Origin of the sequence: Pseudomonas sp. BR20, assembly GCF_050780135.1 — a bacterium.
Taxonomy (GTDB): Bacteria; Pseudomonadota; Gammaproteobacteria; order Pseudomonadales; family Pseudomonadaceae; genus Aquipseudomonas.
In genome coordinates, this window is record NZ_CP172012.1 from 1,706,669 (window position 1) to 1,722,161 (window position 15,493).

The 15,493-nt window shown below is 61.1% G+C and carries 15 protein-coding genes; 7 read left to right on the forward strand and 8 right to left on the reverse strand.

Annotated features, from left to right (window positions below):
• Positions 1–82 precede the first annotated feature (82 nt).
• The 4 genes from ACHPFG_RS07590 to pdxH all read left to right on the forward strand — a co-directional run bounded on the left by ACHPFG_RS07590 (position 83) and on the right by pdxH (position 5,590).
• A complete protein-coding gene (locus ACHPFG_RS07590; RefSeq protein WP_431701985.1) occupies positions 83–2,380 on the forward strand; it encodes a beta-galactosidase in 2,298 nt (765 codons plus the stop codon).
• An 82-nt stretch (positions 2,381–2,462) separates the two neighbouring features.
• Positions 2,463–3,608 (forward strand): serine hydrolase domain-containing protein, encoded by a 1,146-nt coding sequence (locus ACHPFG_RS07595; RefSeq protein WP_431701986.1) that lies wholly within the window; start codon positions 2,463–2,465, stop codon positions 3,606–3,608.
• Between the two features lie 143 nt (positions 3,609–3,751).
• The gene (locus tag ACHPFG_RS07600) at positions 3,752–4,915 is read left to right on the forward strand and encodes an OmpA family protein (RefSeq protein ID WP_431701987.1); all 1,164 of its coding nucleotides are present in this window, start codon (positions 3,752–3,754) and stop codon (positions 4,913–4,915) included.
• A gap of 27 nt (positions 4,916–4,942) precedes the next feature.
• Complete coding sequence (gene pdxH / locus ACHPFG_RS07605; protein ID WP_145334988.1) at positions 4,943–5,590, forward strand: pyridoxamine 5'-phosphate oxidase; 648 nt, start codon at positions 4,943–4,945, stop codon at positions 5,588–5,590.
• Positions 5,591–5,626: 36 nt separating this feature from the next.
• Here pdxH and ACHPFG_RS07610 read toward each other — a convergent pair whose 3' ends face one another.
• Positions 5,627–5,887 (reverse strand): hypothetical protein, encoded by a 261-nt coding sequence (locus ACHPFG_RS07610; protein ID WP_431701988.1) that lies wholly within the window; start codon positions 5,885–5,887, stop codon positions 5,627–5,629.
• A gap of 157 nt (positions 5,888–6,044) precedes the next feature.
• Between ACHPFG_RS07610 and ACHPFG_RS07615 the strand changes: the two genes are divergently transcribed.
• A complete protein-coding gene (locus ACHPFG_RS07615; protein ID WP_003189251.1) occupies positions 6,045–6,509 on the forward strand; it encodes a glycine zipper 2TM domain-containing protein in 465 nt (154 codons plus the stop codon).
• Positions 6,510–6,586: 77 nt separating this feature from the next.
• Here ACHPFG_RS07615 and nhaA read toward each other — a convergent pair whose 3' ends face one another.
• Positions 6,587–7,762, reverse strand: coding sequence for a Na+/H+ antiporter NhaA (nhaA, locus tag ACHPFG_RS07620; RefSeq protein ID WP_431701989.1), 1,176 nt, complete (start codon positions 7,760–7,762; stop codon positions 6,587–6,589).
• Positions 7,763–7,978: 216 nt separating this feature from the next.
• Between nhaA and ACHPFG_RS07625 the strand changes: the two genes are divergently transcribed.
• Positions 7,979–9,073, forward strand: a complete 1,095-nt coding sequence (locus ACHPFG_RS07625) for a PLP-dependent cysteine synthase family protein (RefSeq protein WP_431701990.1) — start codon at positions 7,979–7,981, stop codon at positions 9,071–9,073.
• Positions 9,074–9,132: 59 nt separating this feature from the next.
• Here ACHPFG_RS07625 and ACHPFG_RS07630 read toward each other — a convergent pair whose 3' ends face one another.
• The 3 genes from ACHPFG_RS07630 to ACHPFG_RS07640 form a co-directional block, all read right to left on the reverse strand.
• Positions 9,133–10,746, reverse strand: coding sequence for an NAD(P)/FAD-dependent oxidoreductase (locus tag ACHPFG_RS07630; protein WP_092487710.1), 1,614 nt, complete (start codon positions 10,744–10,746; stop codon positions 9,133–9,135).
• A 106-nt stretch (positions 10,747–10,852) separates the two neighbouring features.
• Positions 10,853–11,524 carry a COG3650 family protein gene (locus ACHPFG_RS07635; protein ID WP_145334984.1) on the reverse strand — a complete coding sequence of 224 codons (672 nt, stop codon included), beginning with the start codon at positions 11,522–11,524 and terminating at the stop codon, positions 10,853–10,855.
• Between the two features lie 96 nt (positions 11,525–11,620).
• Positions 11,621–12,220 carry a short chain dehydrogenase gene (locus ACHPFG_RS07640; RefSeq protein WP_431701991.1) on the reverse strand — a complete coding sequence of 200 codons (600 nt, stop codon included), beginning with the start codon at positions 12,218–12,220 and terminating at the stop codon, positions 11,621–11,623.
• A gap of 218 nt (positions 12,221–12,438) precedes the next feature.
• Between ACHPFG_RS07640 and ACHPFG_RS07645 the strand changes: the two genes are divergently transcribed.
• A complete protein-coding gene (locus tag ACHPFG_RS07645; protein WP_184744421.1) occupies positions 12,439–13,347 on the forward strand; it encodes a LysR family transcriptional regulator in 909 nt (302 codons plus the stop codon).
• Here ACHPFG_RS07645 and ACHPFG_RS07650 read toward each other — a convergent pair.
• From ACHPFG_RS07650 to bufB, 3 genes are read right to left on the reverse strand one after another with little or no spacing between them, the layout of a single operon-like run.
• Positions 13,344–13,829, reverse strand: a complete 486-nt coding sequence (locus tag ACHPFG_RS07650; protein WP_431701992.1) for a DoxX family protein — start codon at positions 13,827–13,829, stop codon at positions 13,344–13,346. The genes ACHPFG_RS07645 and ACHPFG_RS07650 overlap by 4 nt on opposite strands.
• The gene (locus ACHPFG_RS07655; protein WP_431701993.1) at positions 13,826–14,602 is read right to left on the reverse strand and encodes an HvfC/BufC family peptide modification chaperone; all 777 of its coding nucleotides are present in this window, start codon (positions 14,600–14,602) and stop codon (positions 13,826–13,828) included. Before ACHPFG_RS07655 ends, ACHPFG_RS07650 begins: the two co-directional genes overlap by 4 nt.
• A complete protein-coding gene (gene bufB, locus ACHPFG_RS07660) occupies positions 14,599–15,477 on the reverse strand; it encodes an MNIO family bufferin maturase (RefSeq protein ID WP_431701994.1) in 879 nt (292 codons plus the stop codon). The genes ACHPFG_RS07655 and bufB overlap by 4 nt, the downstream gene beginning before the upstream one ends.
• Positions 15,478–15,493: the final 16 nt, after the last annotated feature.

Here is a 15,493-nt window from a genome sequence, read left to right on the forward strand (position 1 = left end):
TCGCCCACTTCGTGGTCTATCTCACTGCTATGGATTTATGTCATCAGGCCATTCACCGGCCGTTTGGGAGAACCTTGTTCGTATGATTCGCACGCTGCCCGCCCTTTTTGCCCTGCTGTTCACTGCGCCCTTGATGGCCGCGCCCGCGGGGCAACAGACATTGTTCAACTTCGTCCGGCCTGCCGATGTGGTCAAGGTGGCGACCCAGGACGCCAGCCTGCCGCAATACAACGCCGAACAAACCCCGGAAGGCGAGGTGTTGCGTCGCATCACCTTCAATCCGGCCGCCGAGCCCAGCCTGGTGCTCAGTCCACAGACCGGTGCCTGGGACTGGTCGCAGTCCGGCGCCATGAGCCTGCGTATCCAGAGCGCCATGGACTGGGCGCTGACCCTCTACGTCAAGGTGCAGAGCAGCGATGGCAAGACCCTGGTCAGCCGCATCGACCTGCCGGCTGGACCGGCCCAGACCTTGCTGGTACCGCTGCAAGCCAACTCGCCGTTGAGCCAGGGCATGAAGGCCGGCCCGCCGATGCCGATCACCGTGGACGGCCAGCGTGTGTTGTTGGCCAGCAGCGCTGGTGAAATCGACCGCAGCCAAGTGGTCTCGGTGACCCTGTCGATGATCAAGCCCAACGCCGCGCAAAGCATTCTGCTGGAGCGCTTTGGTGTGCAGGACAGCGAGCCGGTGCTGAAGGCGGCCTACAGCGAACTGGTAGATGCTTATGGCCAGTCCACCCGCGCGCGCTGGCCGGAAAAGGTCAGCAGCGACGAACAACTCAAGGCGGCCGCCGCAAAGGAGCAAACCCAACTGCAGGGTTGGCTGGCCGCGCGTGATAAATCCGCATTGGACAAATTCGGCGGCTGGAACAAAGGGCCGGCGTTCAAGGCCAGCGGCTTTTTCCGCACCGAAAAGCGCGACGGTCGCTGGTACCTGGTGACCCCGGAAGGCCATCCGTTCTATTCCCTGGGCGTCAATACCGTGGCCCCGGACAACAGCCAGACCTACGTGGCCGGTCGTGAGTGGATGTTTGCGGCGTTGCCAAAGGCCGGCGAACCCTTCGACAAGTATTACGGCAGCGGCGATAACCGCACCGGCAATGGTGCGGGTGAAGGTCGTGGCTTTGGTGCCGGACGTTGGTACGATTTTTATGGCGCCAACTTGCAGCGTACTTATGGCGGCGAAGGGTTTGACCAGAAACGCTGGGTGACCCACACCCTTGATCGCCTGCAAGCCTGGGGTTTCAATACCGTCGGCAACTGGAGCGCCGGCGCGTTGGCCAGTGCCGACCGTGTGCCGTACACCTTGCCGTTGTCGATCGTCGGCGACTACGCCAGCATCAGCACCGGCACCGACTGGTGGGGCGGCATGCCCGATCCGTTCGATCCGCGTTTCGCCATGGCGACCGAGCGCGCGGTGGCTATCGCCGCCCGCGACCACCGCGACGACCCCTGGCTGATCGGCTTCTTTGCCGATAACGAACTGGCCTGGGCCGGCCCCGGCGAGGATCCGAAATCCCGCTACGCCCTGGCCTACGGCACCTTGCGCATGACCACCGACGTGCCGGCCAAGCGCGCGTTCCTCAAGCAATTGCGTGACAAATACCGCAACGAGCAAGGCCTGTCGAAAGCCTGGGGCATCGAGTTAGCAGGGTGGGAGCTGATGGAAGACCCAGGCTTCGAGCCGCCGATGCCCAACCCTGAGCACCCGGAAATCGAAGCTGACTTCAAATACTTCCAGAAGACCTTTGCCGATGCCTACTTCAAGACCATCTCCGATTCGCTGAAATGGCACGCCCCCAACCAACTGCTGCTGGGCGGGCGTTATGCGGTGAGTACGCCGGAGGCCGTGGCGTCGTGTGCGCAGTATTGCGATGTGCTGAGCTTCAACATGTACACGCTCAAACCCCAGGATGGCTATGACTTTGCCGCGCTTCGTGCACTGGACAAACCGGTGTTGATCACTGAATTCAACTTCGGTTCTGCGGACCGTGGCCCGTTCTGGGGCGGCGTGACCCAGTTGGCCAGGGAAGAAGAGCGTAGCGCGGCATATGCCAACTTCCTCAAACAAGCCATGGCCGAGCCGTCAATTGTTGGCGTGCATTGGTTCCAGTACCTGGATCAGCCAGTGACCGGCCGGTTGCTGGACGGTGAAAACGGCCACTTCGGCCTGGTGGGCATCACTGACGTACCGTTCCAGGGTTTTGTCGACAGTGTGCGCAGAAGCAACCTGGCGGCGGTGGATCAACTGGGTAAGGAAGCGGAAAAGGCCAAGGCCGCCAGCACGGTTCATGAAAGCGAAGGCAGCAATCCAGGGCGTGATGGCAAAGGCCCGGGGCAGGGCGCCGGACACGCCGGTGGGCATTCGGGAAATGGTCATTGATTCATCGTTGATGGGTTCACAAATTCCATAATGGCTGGAACAATGTCGGCCACTTTTTACGGTGTTTTCCGAGGGGGCTTAGGTGCAGGTTCAGGGTCATTACGAGCTCCGGTTCGAAGCGGTGCGTGAAGCGTTTGCCGCGTTATTCGATGACCCGCAGGAGCGTGGCGCAGGGCTCTGCATCCAGATCGGCGGCGAAACCGTCGTTGACCTGTGGGCCGGTACCGCCGACAAGGACGGTACCGAGGCCTGGCACAGCGACACCATCGTCAACCTGTTTTCCTGCACCAAGACCTTCACCGCCGTCACGGCCCTGCAACTGGTGGCCGAGGGCAAGTTGCAATTGGACGCGCCAGTGGCCAAGTACTGGCCTGAGTTTGCCGCCGCCGGCAAGGAAAGCATCACCCTGCGCCAGTTGCTCTGCCACCAGGCCGGGTTGCCGGCAATCCGCGAGATGCTGCCCGCCGAAGCCTTGTATAACTGGCAATTGATGGTCGATACCCTGGCCGCCGAAGCCCCGTGGTGGACGCCGGGCCAGGGTCATGGCTACGAGGCGATCACCTACGGTTGGCTGGTCGGCGAATTGCTGCGCCGCGCCGATGGGCGTGGGCCGGGTGAGTCCATTGTGGCGCGGGTGGCCCGGCCGCTGGGGCTGGACTTTCACGTGGGCCTGGCCGACGAAGAGTTTTATCGTGTTGCACATATTGCGCGCAGCAAAGGCAATATGGGCGATGAAGCCGCGCAACGTTTACTGCAAGTAATGATGCGCGAGCCCACCGCCATGACGACGCGGGCATTTGCCAATCCACCGTCTATTCTCACCAGTACTAATAAACCTGAATGGCGACGCATGCAGCAGCCGGCGGCAAATGGTCACGGTAATGCACGTAGCCTGGCCGGTTTTTATAGTGGTTTGTTGGACGGTAGTTTGCTGGAAGCCGACATGCTCGAAGAATTGACCCGTGAACACAGTATCGGGCCGGATAAAACATTATTGACACAAACCCGCTTCGGGCTGGGCTGCATGTTGGATCAACCACAGTTGCCCAATGCTACGTTTGGCCTTGGCGCCCGTGCGTTCGGGCATCCAGGCGCCGGCGGTTCGGTGGGTTTTGCCGACCCTGAGCATGATGTAGCGTTTGGTTTCGTGACTAATACATTGGGGCCTTATGTACTTATGGACCCACGGGCACAGAAGTTGGTCAGAATATTGGCCGGTTGTCTGTAAACCCCTTGCTGTTTCACATTTTTTTGTTACAAAGGCAACTATAAGAAGACGCTGAACGAAATGATGTAACTTTAATGTTCTGTAAGCGTCTGTTTAACGGGTCATCGAGACCCCCGTTTCTTTTCTCATTTTGTGGATATCTCATGTTATCGAACAAGTCCTTGGCACTGGCGCTTTGCCTCACTATTACCGGTTGCGCACAAACTCCACAAAATGATGCCGAGGGTGGGCATTGGTGGTCATTTGGGTCGGATAAGGCCACTACCAAGGACGCAGTGACCCAAACCGACGCCAAGCCGGATGCCAAACCCGCTGCAGGCGCCAAGCCCGCAGCACCTGTAGCCGCAGCTGCTGCGCCTGTTGCCGCCGCGCCAGCGCCGGCCGCCAAGGCTGACACCGGTTCGAGCTGGTGGCCGTTTTCCTCCAAGAGCGCCGACGAGAAGGCCGCTGATGCCAAGGCTGACCTGAAAGCTGACCTCAAGGCCGCGACCCCGGCTCCAGACGCCGCGCCTGCCGTCGCCAAGACCGACAGCGAAACCCACTGGTGGTGGCCGTTCGAAAGCAAACCCAAGCCATTGGCCAAGGTCGACGTGACCAATGTGCCGATGCCTGACCCGAAAATCACCCAGGCCTGGTTGGACGACTATGAGCCGCGCCTGCGCGCCGCCATCAAGGACAGCAACCTGCAACTGGAACGTCGCGACAACGTACTCGTCGTGATTGCTCCGGTAGACGGCTCCTACAACCCGAAACGCCCGGCGATGCTGCTGCCGGTTACCCTGGGTCCGTTCACTCGCGTCGCCAAGGCGGTTGAATCCGATCCCAAAACCGCCGTGCTGGTCCTGGGTCACGTGGATGCCACTGGTACCGCGCCTGCCAGCCAGGCATTGACCAAGGAACGCGCGCAGTCCATTGCCTCGATCTTCAGCCTCAGCGGCCTGAAACAGGACCGCCTGATGCTGCGTGGCATGGGTGACCTGATGCCACGTGCCGCCAACGACAGCACACAGGGCCGTGCCTTGAACCGTCGCATGGAAATCATGTTCACCCAGCGCACGACCATGCTGGCGCTGTTGAGCAAGTATCAGTCGGGCAAGACTCCGCCTGTAGCCGAAATGGTTGCGGTGCAGAACGTTCCAGCCCCGGCCCCGGCCGCCAAAGCCCCGGCTAAAAAGGCACCCGCCGCTAAAAAAGCGGCTGCCAAGCCAGCGGCTAAAAAAGCCCCGGCCAAGCCAGCCGCCAAGAAACCGGCCCCGGCCAAAGCCAAGGCGGCTACACCGGTTGCGAACGACCAGGCGAAAAACTGATCCGTTGAACCACGAGGATAAAGCCGCATGACTCAGGCACTGGCCGATATGCGCCGTGACTACACACGGGACGGTTTGAGCGAGGCCCAGGCCCCGAACGAGCCGTTTGCGTTGTTCCACCAGTGGTTTGCCGATGCGGTGAAAACCGAGCAGCCACCGGTGGAAGCCAATGCCATGACCCTGGCTACGGTCGACCAGGACGGTCGCCCGCACTGCCGCATCCTGCTGCTCAAGGGCCTGGATGCGCAGGGCTTTACCTTCTTCACCAACTATCAGAGCGCCAAGGGCGAACAGCTCGCGGCGCGGCCGTTTGCGGCCATGACGTTCTTCTGGCCGACCCTGGAGCGCCAGGTGCGCATTGAAGGGCGGGTGGTCAAGGTCACGCCTGAGGAGTCCGACGCTTATTATCAGGTCCGCCCCCTGGGCAGTCGTTTAGGCGCCTGGGCCTCTCCGCAGAGCCAGGTCATTCGCGACCGTGAAGAACTGCAGGACCTGCTCAAGGCCACCGAACAGCGTTTCAGCGATACCCAGCCCGATTGCCCCGAGCATTGGGGAGGCTATCGCCTGTTGCCGGAGCGTATCGAGTTCTGGCAAGGCCGCGCCAGCCGCCTGCATGATCGCCTGAACTACCGCCTGCAAGGGACCGAATGGTCCCGCGAGCGCCTGGCGCCCTGAGCGGCACCTTTCGTCATCCCACTGGAATGATGTCGATCACACCGAAGTCTCTGTTGAAGAGGTTTCGGCTGTGTAGTGCCGTGCGGCGTTCTTCAGCCACTGCGGCAAGTCGCCTCGCTTGATCTTCGACGCCCGAGCCTGCTCCAGTTGTTGCAACATATAGGCGCGCTTGTGCAGGTCTTCGCCCGCCAGGGAGAGTGCCAGGTCGCGGTCTATCCAGCGTTTGATACGCAGGTACAACCAGCCATGGAAGTACAGGCCGGCGACGGTAATGACTACAATGATGAAATAGTCCATGCAGTTCCTGGTTACGATGAGAGTGGTACCGTTGGTCGGTATCTCTGGTATGAGGTGTCTGTACTGAGGCTGAATGAAAGCAATTTTCTGCCTGGCTTGCCGTGACAGGCGTCAAGCCGCAGCGTTTAATGAATACCTGTCCTTTGGAGTTGATGCTATGCGTAAGTCCGTTTTACTGGTTGCCTGCTTTACCACCCTGTCGCTTCTGCTGGGCGGCTGCGCTTCGAGTCTGACCGGCGACTCGTACTCCCGTGACGAAGCGCGTCGTGTACAGACCGTGCGCATGGGTACCATCGAATCCCTGCGCCCGGTGAAAATCGAAGGCACCAAGACCCCAATCGGCGGCGCTGCGGGTGCGGTCATCGGTGGTGTTGGCGGCAGCGCCATCGGCGGTGGCCGTGGCAGTATCGTAACTGCCGTGATCGGCGCCGTTGCCGGCGGCCTGCTCGGCTCGGCCACCGAAGAAGGCCTGACCCGCACCCAGGGCGTGGAAATCACCGTTCGCGAAGACGACGGCAGCATGCGCGCCTACGTACAAGCCGTGCAGGAAAATGAAATCTTCCGCATCGGTGATCGCGTACGCATCATGACCGTTGATGGCACCAGCCGCGTTACTCGCTGACCGGTAAGCCGCAGGCAAAAGAAAAACCCCAACCGGGTGACCGGTTGGGGTTTTTTATGGGCTGCGTTTGAGTCTGCTCAGGCTTTTTTGCGACTCGCCATCGCCGTCACCGCATAACCAATACACGCTGCGAGTATCGACCCGGTCAGAATCCCCATTCGATCCTCGCCGGCAAACTCACTGGCACCGGGCACAAACGCCAGGGAGCCGACAAACAGGCTCATGGTGAAGCCGATGCCGCACAGGATCGCCACGCCGAAGACCTGACCCCAGTTGGCGCCACTGGGCAGTGCTGCGAGGCCGGTCTTGATGGCCAGCCAGGTGAGGCCGAACACGCCGACGGTCTTGCCGATCAGCAGGCCGGCGGCAATGCCCATGGGCACGTGGTGGGTGAAGCTTTCCAGGCTGACCCCGGTGAGTGACACACCGGCGTTGGCGAAGGCGAACAGCGGCAGGATGCCATAGGCCACCCACGGATGCAGGGCGTGTTCCAGTGTGAGCAGCGGCGAGGGCTCGGCGTTCCTGGTGCGCATCGGGATGCAGAACGCCAGGGTCACGCCGGCCAGGGTGGCATGCACGCCGCTCTTGAGTACGCACACCCACAGGATCAGGCCGATGATCAGGTAGGGCCCGAGCTTGATCACGCCCAGGCGATTCATTGCAATCAGGGCAACCAGGCAGGCGCCCGCGCCGGCCAGGGCTGCACCGGACAGGTCGGCGGAATAGAACACTGCAATAACAATGATCGCGCCAAGGTCGTCGATGATGGCCAGGGTCATCAGGAACAGCTTCAAGGACACCGGCACTCGCTTGCCCAGCAGTGCCAGGACGCCCAGTGCGAAGGCGATGTCGGTGGCCATCGGGATTGCCCAGCCGGAGAGGGCGGCGGGGTAGTCCTTGTTGATGGCCCAGTAGATCAGCGCCGGCACCACCATACCGCCGATGGCGGCTGCGCCGGGCAGCACCACTTGCGAAGGCTTGGACAGGTGACCGTCAAGCAGCTCGCGCTTGACCTCCAGGCCGATCAGCAGGAAGAACAGGGCCATCAGGCCATCGTTGATCCACAGCAGCGCGGGCTTGGCGATTTGCAGCGCGCCGATCTGGGCTACCACCGGCACGTCGAGAAATGCGCCATACAGGTGCGACAACGGAGAGTTGTTGATGATCAGCGCCAAGGCGGCAGCGGCGATCAACAACAGGCCGCTGGCGGCTTCCAGCTGGAAAAAACGGGTGAAAGTGCTACGCAGAGGCAAGGGATGCTCTCCAATCCAGGTTCAATAGGTGGGTACCCTAACCCGTACCGTTAGTTGTTAAAACAAAAGTTATATTCTTATTTGTTATAAGGGATGCGCTAGGGTGGCGTAGCGCCAAAGCCTAGCAATTGTGTGTCCAATTGAGTCGTCACTGTATCTGTGTGCAGTGTAGGAAACATCCTAAGATTGGTGCTGAAATCCTTAGAGATCTCCCTCATGAGCGGCCACCGTCCCTGGGCCCGCGAAGCCATTCGCATCATTGAAGCGGACTTCCAGCGCAGTGCTGACACGCATCTGATTCCGTTACCGCTACCGGGCCTGCCGGGCATCGAGTTGTACTTCAAGGATGAATCCAGCCACCCCACCGGCAGCCTGAAACATCGGCTGGCCCGTTCGCTGTTCCTGTACGCGCTGTGCAATGGCTGGCTCAAGCCGGGCGCACCGGTAATTGAAGCCTCCAGCGGGTCGACGGCGATTTCCGAAGCGTACTTTGCCCGGCTGCTCGGGGTGCCGTTCATTGCGGTGATGCCCGCCACGACATCCCAGGAAAAGATCGCGCAGATTGCGTTCTACGGCGGCAAGAGCCATCTGGTACAGGATCCCACGCAGATCTACGCCGAGTCCGAACGCTTGGCGCAGGAAAGCGGCGGTCATTTCATGGATCAGTTCACTTATGCCGAGCGTGCCACCGACTGGCGGGCGAACAACAACATCGCCGAGTCGATCTTCCAGCAGATGCGCTTTGAGCAGCACCCGGAACCGAGCTGGTTGATTTCCAGCCCCGGTACCGGCGGCACCACCGCCACGCTGGGCCGTTATGTGCGTTATCGCCAGCACTGCACCCGCGTGTTGTGTGCCGACGCCGAGCGCTCGGTGTTTTTCGATTTCTACCGGAGCGGCGACGCCAGCCTGCGCCTGGACTGCGGTTCGCGTATCGAAGGCATTGGCCGGCCACGGGTCGAGGCGTCGTTTCTACCCAACGTGATTGATGCGATGGTCAAGGTGCCGGATGCGCTGTCGCTGGCGGCCATGCATTACCTGGCTGAGCGCCTGGGGCGGCGAGTCGGCGGTTCCAGCGGGACCAACCTGATTGGCGCATTAGTGGCGGCGCAGCAGATGAAAGCGGCGGGGCAGTCAGGTTCGATCGTGGCGATCTTGTGTGATGGGGGCGAGCGGTATGCAACGACCTATTACGATCAGGCGTGGTTGGCGGGGCAGGGCTATGCGCTCGAGGGGTTGATCACGGCCGTTGCGGCCAGCGTGGAGCAGGGCGAGCCATTGCCAGCCGACATCCTGCGCGCGAATATCTGATACAACGCAAAACCAATGTGGGAGGGGGCTTGCCCCTCCACATTTAATTTGCGCTGTTCTCAGGCCTCGATGCCGAGCATATCCCGCGCCAACGCCTCGGCAATCCTAATCCCGTCAACACCGGCCGACAGAATCCCGCCCGCATAGCCAGCGCCTTCACCGGCTGGGAACAGGCCTTTCACGTTCAAGCTCTGCATCGATTCGTCACGGGTAATCCGCAGCGGCGAAGAGGTGCGCGTCTCGATACCGGTCAACACGGCATCGTGCAGCGAGTAGCCCTTGATCTGCTTCTCGAACGCCGGCAGTGCTTCGCGGATCGCTTCGATGGCGAAGTCCGGCAAGGCCAGGGCCAGGTCCCCCAGGGCCACACCTGGCTTGTAGGACGGTTCCACACTGCCGATGGCCGTGGACGGCTTACCGGCGATAAAGTCGCCGACCAACTGTGCCGGGGCCTCGTAGTTGCTGCCGCCGAGGATGTAGGCGTGGGACTCCAGGCGCTCCTGCAACTCGATACCCGCCAGCGGGCCGCCTGGGTAATCCACTTCCGGCGTGATGCCGACCACGATGCCGGAGTTGGCATTGCGCTCGTTACGCGAGTACTGGCTCATGCCGTTGGTCACCACACGGTTCGGCTCGGAGGTCGCGGCCACCACGGTGCCACCCGGGCACATGCAGAAGCTGTAGACCGAACGGCCGTTCTTGGCGTGGTGCACCAGCTTGTAGTCGGCGGCGCCCAGCTTCGGGTGCCCGGCATATTTGCCCAGGCGCGCGGCGTCGATCAGCGATTGCGGGTGTTCGATCCGGAAACCCACCGAGAACGGTTTGGCTTCCATGTATACGCCACGGCCGTGGAGCATGCGGAAGGTGTCGCGGGCGCTGTGGCCGAGGGCCAGGATCACATGTTTGGAGAGGATCTGCTCACCACCGTCGATGACCACGCCATTCAACTGGCCGTCTTCGATCAGCACGTCGGTCACCCGTTGCTCGAAGCGCACTTCACCGCCCAGGGCGATGATCTGCTCGCGCATGTTTTCCACCACGCCGGTCAGGCGGAAGGTGCCGATGTGGGGCTTGCTGACGTAGAGGATTTCTTCCGGCGCGCCGGCCTTGACGAACTCGTGCAGGACTTTGCGGCCGTGGAATTTCGGGTCCTTGATCTGGCTGTAGAGCTTGCCGTCGGAGAAGGTCCCGGCGCCGCCTTCACCGAACTGCACGTTGGACTCGGGGTTGAGCACGCTTTTGCGCCACAGGCCCCAGGTGTCCTTGGTGCGCTGGCGTACTTCCTTGCCGCGTTCGAGGATGATCGGCTTGAAGCCCATCTGTGCCAGCAACAGCCCGGCGAAGATACCGCACGGGCCAAAACCGACGACCACAGGCCGTTCGACCAAGCCTTCCGGGGCCTGGCCCACTACCTTGTAGCTGACATCCGGCGCCGGGTTGACGTTGCGGTCATCGGCAAACTTGAGCAGCAGGGCGGCCTCACCCTTCACGTTAAGGTCGATGGTGTAGATGAAGCACAGCTCCGACGACTTCTTGCGCGCGTCGTAGCTGCGTTTGAACAGGGTGAAATCGAGCAGGTCATCACTGGCGATGCCCAGGCGCTGCACGATGGCAGGCCGCAGGTCTTCTTCGGGATGGTCGATGGGCAGCTTGAGCTCGGTGATTCGTAACATGACAGGATCCGGTAGGCGGCGGACAAAGAGGCCGGCTGTTTTGCAAACCGGCGATTATAAGCCTCAATGGCGGTTTTCGGTCAGGTTAAAACAGCGCAGCGCTGAATCAGTCGTCCCGGGAACCACCAAACGCCGCGCAACCGCGCTGTACCTGACCGTTGACGCGCAATTCCGCAGTCATGTGTTGCAGGCTGCCGCTGACGCTGTCGATGCAGCGTTGCGGCGCTACCCACAGTTCGATGTGCTGGTTGTTGGCTTCGGTCATCAGGTTGAAGCGGCCGTCGCCGATTTGCTCTTCGACATAAGGCACCGCCAGTGGCGGCTGGCCTTCACGCTCCAGCACCATGCCCTTGGCGGTGACGTTCATGGCCCAGGCCGGCTTGTGGCCGTTGGCCCGCAGGGTCATGCGCTTGAAGTCCGGGTCGGTGCAGGCAGAGGTCGAGCGCTCTACGCGGTAGAGCTGTTGCAGGTCGACGCTGCCTTGGGTGCCGCTGGCGACGCCCGAGAACTTGCCACGCAAGTCGGCAAACAGTGCTCCTTGCTGGCCGGCCAGGGAGGCGGCTTCCTGCAGGATGCTGGTGCCGCTGGTGTCGTTGACGACATAGTTGCGTTTATCGTCGCACGGCTGGAACAGCAGCTTGCCACCTACTGCCGTGAGTTCACCCTGCATACGGGTCAGCCCGACGGTAGAGGGTTTGGCCGGCTCGTTTTCGAACATCTGGCACGCGGCGAACAAAGGAAGCAAGGCAAACAGGGCGAGGGTACGGGCGGCACGCATTATCGGGTCTCCAGACAAGTGCCGCCACGTTACGCAGGCTGGCGTTGCATCACAACCCCGTCCGCTCGCTTCAGGCATTTCTTACCGACTTCACATTCAGCCGATGGTAAAGGTTTGACCAGTCTGTAAGCCCTCCACACTTTTGGCGTAGGCCAATGCCACGTCGGCACCAGCAGCCGGCTTGTAGCCACGGAAGTACGGCGCGTAGCTGCCCATGGCTTCCAGCAGGACCGTGGGGCTTACGGAGTTGATGCGTAAACCTCGTGGCAGTTCGATCGCAGCGGCTTTGACGAACGCATCCAGCGCGCCATTGACCAGCGCAGCCGAAGCGCCAGTACGGATCGGGTCACGGTTGAGAATGCCACTGGTGAAGGTGAATGAAGCGCCGTCGTTGGCATACTCGCGGCCGATCAACAGCAGGTTGACCTGACCCATCAACTTGTCACGCAAGCCCAGCTCAAAATCGCTTTCGCTCATATCCCCCAGCGCCACGAAATTCACGTTGCCTGCAGCGCAGACGAGTGCGTCGAATTTGCCGGTCTGCTCGAACAGTTTGCGGATCGAGGTGCTGTCGCTGATATCCACCTGGAAGTCGCCGCTGCTGCGGCCAATGCTGATCACCTCATGACGCTGGGCCAGTTCGGCCTTGACAGCCGAGCCGACGGTGCCGCCGGCGCCAATCAATAGGATTTTCATGGTGCTGTTCCTCTGGGTTTATCAGGAACTGTAGGAGCGGGCTTGCCCGCGAAAAACGCAAAAGCGCCGCTGTGTACCAGGCTGACCGCGTTATCGTTGACGATTTTCGCGAGCAAGCTCCTTCTCCTACAGTAGGGGTAGGCATCAAGTCTAGGGTGGCTTTTCAGGTAGATAAACGCGCTAATAGGCAACCTTTGGTTTTCAAATGGAAACAGTCCATGAGCGAGATGGATGATCTGGCAGCCTTCGCCGTATTGATCGAAGCCGGCAGTTTTACCGTGGCGGCCGAGCAACTGGGTTGCAGCAAGGGCCAGTTGTCCAAGCGCATCAGCCACTTGGAAGCGCAGTTCTGTGTGGTCTTGTTGCACCGCACCACACGCAGGCTCAGCCTGACCGCCGCCGGTGCGGCGTTGTTGCCCCAGGCGCAAGCGCTGGTGGTACAGGTGGATCGCGCCCGTCAGGCATTGGCGCGTCTCAAGGACGATTTGACCGGGCCTGTGCGTATGACGGTTCCGGTTTCATTAGGGGAAACCTTCTTCGATGGTTTGTTGCTGGAGTTTTCCAAGCACTATCCCCAAGTGCAGATCGAGCTGGAGCTCAATAACAGCTACCGAGACCTGGCGCGAGACGGCTTTGACTTGGGGGTGCGTTCGGGGGCGATTGAAAACGAGCGTCTGGTGGCCAAGCCGCTGCTGGCCTGGCACGAGATGACTTGTGCCAGTCCCGCTTATCTGGAGCAGCACGGCGAACCACTGACCCCTGGGGATCTTGCGGCGCACACCTGTTTACTCAACAGCCACTACAGCGGCCGCGAGGAATGGCTGTATCACCAGCAGCACGAGTTGTTGCGGGTGAGGGTGAGCGGCACCTTTGCCTCCAACCATTACAACCTGCTGAAGAAGGCTGCCCTGGTGGGGGCCGGGATCGCCCGCTTGCCGTCCTACGTACTGCCGACGGAATTGGCTGATGGCCGATTGCGTTGGCTCCTGCGCGATTACCAGACGCGGAGTATGCCGATGTACCTGGTCCATCCTTATCAAGGCGGCCTGCCGAGGCGTACCCAGGTATTGGCCGACTACCTGGTGGACTGGTTCAAGCGCGGCGGCGAGGCACTGGATCGGCTTTAACGGTAGCGGCGCGCAATCAGTTGGTCGATGGACAGGCTGCCCGGCCCTTTGGCGACCAACAGCAACAGCAGCGCAATCCAAGTGCCGTGGGTGGGGTAAGCGTCCGGGTACACGAACAACTGAATGACCAGGGTCATGCCGATCAAGGCCAGGGCCGAGAAGCGCGTGGCCAGGCCTACCAGGATCAGCACCGGGAAGAAGTGCTCGGCAAACGCCGCCATGTACGCGGCCACTTCGGGCGACAGCAACGGCACATGGTATTCACTGCGAAACAGCGGCAATGTCGAGGCGGCGAGTCTGGGGGTACCAAGTTCGAACGTGCCGTTGATCAGGTCAATGGCAATGCCTTCGACCTTGGTTTGCCCGGATTTCCAGAACACTGCCGCAATGGAGAAGCGCGCAATAAACGCGAGCAGGCTGTACGGGATTTTCTCGAAAAGCGCGATGGCCTGTTTGATCAGGCACGAATCGGAAGTGCTCATGGCGATACCTGTTGTTCTGGGAGCAGATGAGTGAGGGCGTTGTGATTGATCAGCAGCGTGAGGCATTGGTGCAGGTCGAACTCGGCGCTGGCCTCGAGGGCATTTGCGACGGCCATTTCCAGCGCCGAGCCGCGTTTCAGGCTATTGATAAAGGCGACCGAGCCGCCGTCGATGGCGAAGACCTTGACATTCAACCCTTGGCGCAACACCAGTGCGCCTTGAGCATGCCAGGGATCCAGGGTGGCCAGGGCGCCCTCGGTCTGGTGTGCCGCCCATACCGCAACCACTGCGTAGGCGGAGTTCAATGTGCCAACGGACGGGTGCAGTTGCAGATGCAGCGCCCCCAGCGTCGCTTGGGCTCGCAGTTGCTGCAGTACGGTTTGCGGATCTACCAAGGTTGTATCCGCTGCGTGATAAGCGCGAACCCGCAAGCGTTCCAACCGGGCCACATCGGCCAGGTAAGGCACGCTGGCGGCCGGTTCAAACCCCTGGATAAAGTCGGCGAATGTGCTGCCGTACTCGCTGATCAGCGGGCTGGCAGGCGGGTATGCCTGTACGAAAATGCCGGCCATGGCGCGGAAAAATTCATCGCCTACCAATTGCGCCGTTACGGGATAAGCCGTTGCCAACGCCTTGATCAACGAACTGTGAACATTGTTGCGATACACCGCAAAACGACTGGCCGGATCGGCCCCGTTGCTGCTGAACAGGCCGTGGGGGCAAGGCTGGTCGGGCGCCAGCAGGGCGCTGGCAAATGCGTCGTGAAGGCTCATGGGTGGACCTGCGATAAATACCGTTCAGCGTGTTGCGCCTCCGCGTACAACGCGCTGAAGGCCGGCACTTGGTTGTCGCGCTCGATCAGTGTTGCGACCGGGCCCGTCAGCGCGAGCACGTGTTCGTATAGCAGCCACACTGCGTTATCGACGGGCGCGCCGTGGTCATCGATCAGCAGGCGATCGCCCAGGCTGTCGGTGTCTTCGGCGAAGCCGGCCAGATGAATCTCACCTACGGCACGCAACGGTAGGGCGTTGATGTAGGCCAGAGGGTCGCGCTGGTGGTTGATGCATGACACGTAGACGTTGTTCACGTCCAACAGCAGGCCGCAGCCGGTGCGGCGGATGATCTCGCCGATAAAGTCGGTCTCGTCCAGGGTGGAGCGCTGGAACTGCAGGTAGGTCGATGGGTTCTCCAGCAGCATCGGCCGCTTGAGAGCGCACTGTACCTGGTCGACGTGCTCGCATACCCGACTCAAGGTGGTGGCGTCATAAACCAGGGGCAGCAGGTCGTTGAGAAACGCCGGGCCGTGGCTGGACCAGGCCAGGTGTTCGGAAAATGAGTGGGGTTGGTAGCGTTCGATCAGTACGGCCAAGCGCCCCAGGTGCTCACGGTTGAGCGGGCCTTCGCCACCGATAGACAGGCCCACGCCGTGCAACGACAGGGGGTAACGTTCGCGAATCAACCCCAGGTAGTGATGAAACGGGCCGCCGGCCACCATGTAGTTTTCGGCGTGCACTTCAAAAAAACCGATGTCGGGGGAAGTATCGAGCACTTCCTTGAAGTGCTCGTGCTTCAGTCCCAGCCCAGCCCGACAGGGGAGGCCGGGCACCTGAACCGGTGAGACTGTGGGCAGGTGTGAAAGCGTCATCATCCGTACTCAGGCGAGG

Excerpts from the sequence above, each read along its gene's own strand:
- ACHPFG_RS07590 (WP_431701985.1), top strand. The coding sequence starts at position 83 with ATGATTCGCACGCTGCCCGCCCTTTTTGCCCTGCTGTTCACTGCGCCC.
- ACHPFG_RS07600 (WP_431701987.1), top strand. The coding sequence starts at position 3,752 with ATGTTATCGAACAAGTCCTTGGCACTGGCGCTTTGCCTCACTATTACC.
- pdxH (WP_145334988.1), top strand. The coding sequence starts at position 4,943 with ATGACTCAGGCACTGGCCGATATGCGCCGTGACTACACACGGGACGGT.
- ACHPFG_RS07610 (WP_431701988.1), bottom strand. The coding sequence starts at position 5,887 with ATGGACTATTTCATCATTGTAGTCATTACCGTCGCCGGCCTGTACTTC.
- ACHPFG_RS07615 (WP_003189251.1), top strand. The coding sequence starts at position 6,045 with ATGCGTAAGTCCGTTTTACTGGTTGCCTGCTTTACCACCCTGTCGCTT.
- ACHPFG_RS07625 (WP_431701990.1), top strand. The coding sequence starts at position 7,979 with ATGAGCGGCCACCGTCCCTGGGCCCGCGAAGCCATTCGCATCATTGAA.
- ACHPFG_RS07630 (WP_092487710.1), bottom strand. The coding sequence starts at position 10,746 with ATGTTACGAATCACCGAGCTCAAGCTGCCCATCGACCATCCCGAAGAA.
- ACHPFG_RS07635 (WP_145334984.1), bottom strand. The coding sequence starts at position 11,524 with ATGCGTGCCGCCCGTACCCTCGCCCTGTTTGCCTTGCTTCCTTTGTTC.
- ACHPFG_RS07640 (WP_431701991.1), bottom strand. The coding sequence starts at position 12,220 with ATGAAAATCCTATTGATTGGCGCCGGCGGCACCGTCGGCTCGGCTGTC.
- ACHPFG_RS07645 (WP_184744421.1), top strand. The coding sequence starts at position 12,439 with ATGAGCGAGATGGATGATCTGGCAGCCTTCGCCGTATTGATCGAAGCC.
- ACHPFG_RS07650 (WP_431701992.1), bottom strand. The coding sequence starts at position 13,829 with ATGAGCACTTCCGATTCGTGCCTGATCAAACAGGCCATCGCGCTTTTC.
- ACHPFG_RS07655 (WP_431701993.1), bottom strand. The coding sequence starts at position 14,602 with ATGAGCCTTCACGACGCATTTGCCAGCGCCCTGCTGGCGCCCGACCAG.
- bufB (WP_431701994.1), bottom strand. The coding sequence starts at position 15,477 with ATGATGACGCTTTCACACCTGCCCACAGTCTCACCGGTTCAGGTGCCC.